Origin of the sequence: Paenibacillus glycanilyticus NBRC 16618 (assembly GCF_004000805.1) — a bacterium.
Taxonomy (GTDB): Bacteria; Bacillota; Bacilli; order Paenibacillales; family Paenibacillaceae; genus Pristimantibacillus; species Pristimantibacillus glycanilyticus.
The window spans coordinates 1-1,235 of the sequence record NZ_BILY01000090.1 but is presented as its reverse complement, the minus strand read 5'-3'; the positions used below and the strand labels follow the sequence as shown (position 1 = coordinate 1,235).

1 protein-coding gene is annotated in these 1,235 nt (G+C 43.1%); it reads left to right on the top strand.

What is annotated here, in order from left to right; translation table 11 throughout:
- Positions 1-97: 97 nt before the first annotated feature.
- Complete coding sequence (locus PGL01S_RS30670) at positions 98-1,222, top strand: IS4 family transposase (protein ID WP_127499542.1); 1,125 nt, start codon at positions 98-100, stop codon at positions 1,220-1,222.
- The last annotated feature ends 13 nt before the right edge of the window (positions 1,223-1,235 follow it).

Genomic DNA, 1,235 nt, shown 5'->3' with positions numbered 1-1,235 from the left:
TAGGCCTGTTGATTAACCACAAAATGGTATAAAAAAAGACCGCTCATACGGTATAGTGTTTGTACCCCTACAAACCTACCGAAAGTGAGACGATCCTATGAGTTATCCTACAATGTTATCGCCTATTCTGCAATCCGTACTCCCCCAAGAAGAAATGCGAATCTTGCTTAATCAGCTCGGATACGTTGATACTGCTCGAAAATTTACGGTATATGACCTTTTTATGTTTCTGGCTGAATCTGCCCTCCAACAGTGGGACGGTTACCGAGACGGAGAGAAACGGATGACGTTCTACGGGCTGTCTAAGGTAGATCATTCAACCCTTTCTAAAAAAGCAAAAGACGTTCCATTTGAAATATTTAAGCAACTGCTTCATCTGCTTATTCAGAAATGTAATCGCCCTACACGCAGACGTCTTCGAATTCCCAAGGAGTTACTTTTAGTCGATTCTACCTCGATTACCGTTGGTCGTAATCGGTTGCCATGGACTCCAATAAAAGGAGAAAAGGCTGGCATTAAGCTGCATGTATCTCTCTTGGCGGGAGAAGGAAAGCTCCACAAAGTAACGGAGTCTACAGGTCTTCAACATGATTTAAACTTTTGTAATGATGTGACGGACTCTCAATATATCTTGGTAGCAGATCGTGCATATGGAAAACACAAACAGTTTGATCTTTACCTCGAACAGGAACAGCGCCAATACTTTGTTGTCCGGCTGCGTGACAATACGGTTTTTCAAGAACCTATTCAGCGAGAACGCAAACGCCCTTTTAAAGGCACGATTGAACGAGATTTTACCTGCCAATTAGGAGCGAAGGCAACCTTAACTCGGAATCGTTTTCGAGTTGTTATATTAACTGATCCAAGTGGTCGCCCTGTTATTCTTGCCACTAATTTACATCGCCCCTCAGCCGAACGAATAGCGGAGATTTACCGACAGCGTTGGCAGGTCGAAGTGTTTTTTCGCTGGATTAAACAACATCTCAACATCCCTAAGTTATTTGGCTCCACTCCAAATGCAGTATACGGTCAACTGTATACCGCCTTAATTGTATATGTGTTGCTTCAGTTCTTGTACGTCCAGGGAAACAGCTGGGTTCACCCTAGCTCATACCTATCTTTTGCTGAATTTGACAGACTAATTAGCCTTGCTGCTCTTCCACCAGAATGGAGGGTTTATTTGACTCTGCACGTCACTTTCCCTCAAACAAAATATTGGTAAATCAACAGGCCTA

Bases quoted from the DNA above. Each gene is read 5' to 3' on its own strand.
- PGL01S_RS30670 (WP_127499542.1), top strand. From the start codon at position 98: ATGAGTTATCCTACAATGTTATCGCCTATTCTGCAATCCGTACTCCCC.